This is a genomic window from Aeromonas sp. HMWF017, assembly GCF_003061465.1.
GTDB classification, from domain to species: domain Bacteria; phylum Pseudomonadota; class Gammaproteobacteria; order Enterobacterales; family Aeromonadaceae; genus Aeromonas; species Aeromonas veronii.
The window spans coordinates 4,512-8,004 of the sequence record NZ_QAJD01000088.1 but is presented as its reverse complement, the minus strand read 5'-3'; the positions used below and the strand labels follow the sequence as shown (position 1 = coordinate 8,004).

Sequence of the window (3,493 nt, the reverse complement as noted above, 5' to 3'; positions counted from 1 at the left end):
CAAAGGGAGCTATCGCTGCATCGTTCCCGAGCTGTGGGGCCACGGTGATTCCGATCTGCTTCCGGAAGGCGCCTGCACGCTGGCAACCCTGGCGCGCGATCATCTGGCGCTGCTCGATGCTCTCGGGGTCGACGAGTTCGTGCTGGTGGGCCTCTCCATCGGTGGCATGTGGGGTGTGGAGCTGGCGCGCATGGCCCCAGCTCGCCTCAAGGGACTGGTGCTGATGGACAGCTTCGTTGGCCTCGAGCCGCAGATCACCTGCGAGCGCTACCTCGGCATGCTGGCGATGATCGAGCAGCTTGGCACCGTGCCGGTGCCTATCGTCGAACAGGTGGCGCCGCTCTTTTTTGCCAATCAGCCTGATGAGGCGCTGATGAGCGGTTTCAAGGCGCGCCTTGCCGCCTGGCCAAAGGATAAGATTGCCGCCATGGTAGCGGTGGGCCGCAGCTTTGTGACCCGCGAGGATCGCATCGAGTGGCTGGAAGAGATGACTGTGCCTGCGCTGGTGATGACCGGCTGCGAGGACAAGGCGCGCCCGGTGCTGGAGGGCTATCTGATGGCCGAGGTGCTGGGTTGCCCGTTCAGGGAGATCCCGATGGCTGGCCACATCTCGTCGCTGGAAAATCCGTCCTTCGTCAATCAGCAACTGACCGAGTTTTTGGCGGCGCTGTAAGCCTGAATTGGCAGCTTGAGCAGGTTGTACTACCAGCCTGATGATAGCCGTGAAAAAGGGAGCCGAGGGCTCCCTTTTGTTTGTTCGTATCTCACGGCTCATCACCGTTACCAGATATAGCCCAAGGCAAATCCTGCATAGAGTTCGCCATCGTGCTGGACGATGGGGCTGTTTTTGATGTCCCGATCATACCATTCGTAGTTCATGGCGAACATGCCAATCCAGTTGGGACTGAAGCGGTAGCTGGTGATGAGCGCCGCCATGGGGGAGAGGGTTGACCCCGTATCCCAGGCCGGACGCTGGGCGGTGGCCTCGCTCTCGGAGATGCCGCCGAAGTAGTAGTTGGCCATCTTGTCGCTGCGCAGCATCAGCCCCATCCCCGGCATGATCAGCAGGTTGTCACGCAGGATGGGGAAGTCGGCCCACAGCAGCAGCTCCTGTCCCTTGCTGCGGCCGGTGACATCGCTGTTGGCACGCACGGTCAGCAGGGCGTAGGGGGTGATGATGTTGCCACCGATCCCGCCTTCCAGCTGCCATTTTCGCTGCTCCATGCCAGTAAAGGCTGGAGAATCCTCGGGATCCAGATTGCCAAACCGCACCCGGCCATAGCCGTAGAGGGCGACGTTCTCATCCTTGTGGAAGTAGTAGCGGGCCCGATCTCCCAGAAACATAAAGTCGTCGCCGAAGTAGATAAAGCCGGGGATGGCGTAGAGGGCGTTGTCCTGCGCTTCATAACGGGCTTGTCCCCCGATGAGCGCCGCACCGGCGACAAAGCCCTGTGGCACCGGGCTGGTGGGGCTGTCGCTGGTGAGCAGATCCATGGAACCAAGGTCGATATCGGCGCGGGCGGGCAGGGCGGCAGCGAGGAGCAGGGCCGTCAGCCCTGCTGCTCTGATTTGACGAAAAAAGGTCATGGACACTCCGTTGTCACGATTGCAGGGGAAGCAGGTTATTTTGCGGCACTGGGCATCTCTTCACGTTTTGGCCAGGCATTGAGCACCGCCTTGACCAGGGTGGCGAGGGGAATGGCGAAGAAGACACCCCAGAATCCCCACAAGCCGCCAAAGACCAGCACGGCGATGATGATGGCCACCGGATGGAGGTTGACCGCTTCCGAGAAGAGCACCGGCACCAGCAGGTTGCCATCGAGGGCCTGAATGACCAGATAGGCCACCATCAGCCAGGCGAACTCGGGGGTGAGCCCCCACTGGAACAGAGCCACCATGGCTACCGGAACCGTCACCACGGCGGCGCCGATATAGGGGATCAGCACCGAGAAGCCGACCGCGACCGCCAGCAGCACCGAGTAGCGCAGTCCCATCAGGGCGAAGGGAACATAGGTGGCGATGCCGACGATAAGGATCTCGATCACCTTGCCGCGGATGTAGTTGATGATCTGGTTGTTCATCTCGACCCACACCCGGTTGACCAGGGTGCGGTTGCGCGGCAGGAAGCGGCGCAGGCTGCCCATCAGTACCCGCTTGTCTTTGAGCATAAAGAAGACCATCAGCGGCACCAGAATGAGGTAGATCATGATGGCGACCACGTTGACCAGCGAGCTGAGGGAGGCGCTCACCAGATGCTCGCCGCCACTGAGGATGCGCTGGCGAATATTGTCGATGACGGTCTCCACCAGACTGACGTCGATGAGCTCGGGGTATTTGTCAGGCAGGGTGCGCACATAATCCTGAGCGTGGGTCAGCATGGCCGGCGCCTCTTTGGCCAGATTGATCCCCTGACTGACCAGCGTCGGGATAAGACCCAGCAAGGAGGCGACTGCTACCGCAATAAAGAGGATCAGAATGACGCTGGTGGCCAGGGTGCGCGACAGCCCCGCTTTTTGCAGCCGGGCGACCGGCCACTCCAGCAGATAGGCCATTACCAGCGCCACCAGCAGGGGGGCCAGCAGGTCGCCAAACAGCCAGATGATGGTGAAGCAGAACACCAGCAACAGGAAAAGGGTAACGGCATCGGGATCGGAAAAACGGGTCTGATACCAGCGCTTCAATACTTCTAACATGATGGCATCCTTACATCACTGGGGCTCAAGATGGTTGTTTCGCCCCGACAACCAACTGCAAAGAGAGGGTATTGTCCGGTTGTTGCTGCATCTCGACATGGTGGCCCTGACGGTGCAGATAGGTCGGAATATCCTGCCGGGAGCCCGCATCGGCCAGCCGGATGGTGACGGTTTGACCACTTTGGGCCTCCCTTAACCATAGCTTGAGCCGGATCAGCGGCTCGGGGCAACGCCAGGGGGTCAGGTCGAGAATTTCCATGGGGGCTCCATCAGGCAGGTGGCCGCTATTATGGCCGTGATAAGAGCATGAAACAACGCTTGTAGCCCTTGATGGGCAAGGGTATTCTGCCGAGGCCCTTTCTGATGGAGATAGAGATAACGTGGCACGTTTTTCCCCCCTGATGGCATCGCTTCCCCTGCTGGCTTCCCTGATGGGCGCCACGTTTCATGCCGAGGCCAACAATCAGCTTCCCGACATCGGCACGGCCGGGGTTGCTGCCCTGCCCATCGAGCAGGAAGTGCGTTACGGCAACGCCTTTATGCGCTTTGCCCGTGCGGGTTTGCCGATCATCGATGATCCGGTGCTGAGCCAGTACATTGACGATCTGGGTCAGCGATTGCTGACCAACGCCGATGGGGTACGTTTCCCGTTTACCTTCTTCCTCATCAATGATCCCAGCATCAACGCGGCCGCCTTCCTCGGCGGGCGAGTCAAGGTACACACAGGCCTCTTCCTCTACGCCGACAGCGAGAGCGAGCTGGCCTCGGTACTGGCCCACGAAATCACCCACGTGACCCAG

General features: G+C 60.4%; 5 protein-coding genes. 2 read left to right on the top strand and 3 right to left on the bottom strand.

The window, feature by feature from the left end:
- On the top strand, positions 1–673 hold a 673-nt coding region (locus DBR30_RS08185; protein WP_108588288.1), incomplete at its 5' end, for an alpha/beta fold hydrolase.
- A 107-nt stretch (positions 674–780) separates the two neighbouring features.
- Here the strand turns inward: DBR30_RS08185 and DBR30_RS08180 are convergent.
- Genes DBR30_RS08180 through DBR30_RS08170 form a run of 3 tightly spaced genes read right to left on the bottom strand, consistent with a single transcriptional unit; the run spans position 781 to position 2,952 of the window.
- The gene (locus DBR30_RS08180; RefSeq protein WP_108540552.1) at positions 781–1,587 is read right to left on the bottom strand and encodes a MipA/OmpV family protein; all 807 of its coding nucleotides are present in this window, start codon (positions 1,585–1,587) and stop codon (positions 781–783) included.
- A 35-nt stretch (positions 1,588–1,622) separates the two neighbouring features.
- Positions 1,623–2,693 carry an AI-2E family transporter gene (locus DBR30_RS08175; RefSeq protein ID WP_005361434.1) on the bottom strand — a complete coding sequence of 357 codons (1,071 nt, stop codon included), beginning with the start codon at positions 2,691–2,693 and terminating at the stop codon, positions 1,623–1,625.
- Between the two features lie 25 nt (positions 2,694–2,718).
- A complete protein-coding gene (locus DBR30_RS08170) occupies positions 2,719–2,952 on the bottom strand; it encodes a sulfurtransferase TusA family protein (protein WP_108540550.1) in 234 nt (77 codons plus the stop codon).
- Positions 2,953–3,073: 121 nt separating this feature from the next.
- Here DBR30_RS08170 and DBR30_RS21875 point away from each other — a divergent pair.
- Positions 3,074–3,493, top strand: a 420-nt coding sequence (locus DBR30_RS21875; RefSeq protein WP_375135841.1) for a M48 family metalloprotease, incomplete at its 3' end; no start/stop codon positions are given.

Excerpts from the sequence above, each read along its gene's own strand:
- DBR30_RS08170 (WP_108540550.1), bottom strand. The coding sequence starts at position 2,952 with ATGGAAATTCTCGACCTGACCCCCTGGCGTTGCCCCGAGCCGCTGATC.
- DBR30_RS08180 (WP_108540552.1), bottom strand. The coding sequence starts at position 1,587 with ATGACCTTTTTTCGTCAAATCAGAGCAGCAGGGCTGACGGCCCTGCTC.
- DBR30_RS08175 (WP_005361434.1), bottom strand. The coding sequence starts at position 2,693 with ATGTTAGAAGTATTGAAGCGCTGGTATCAGACCCGTTTTTCCGATCCC.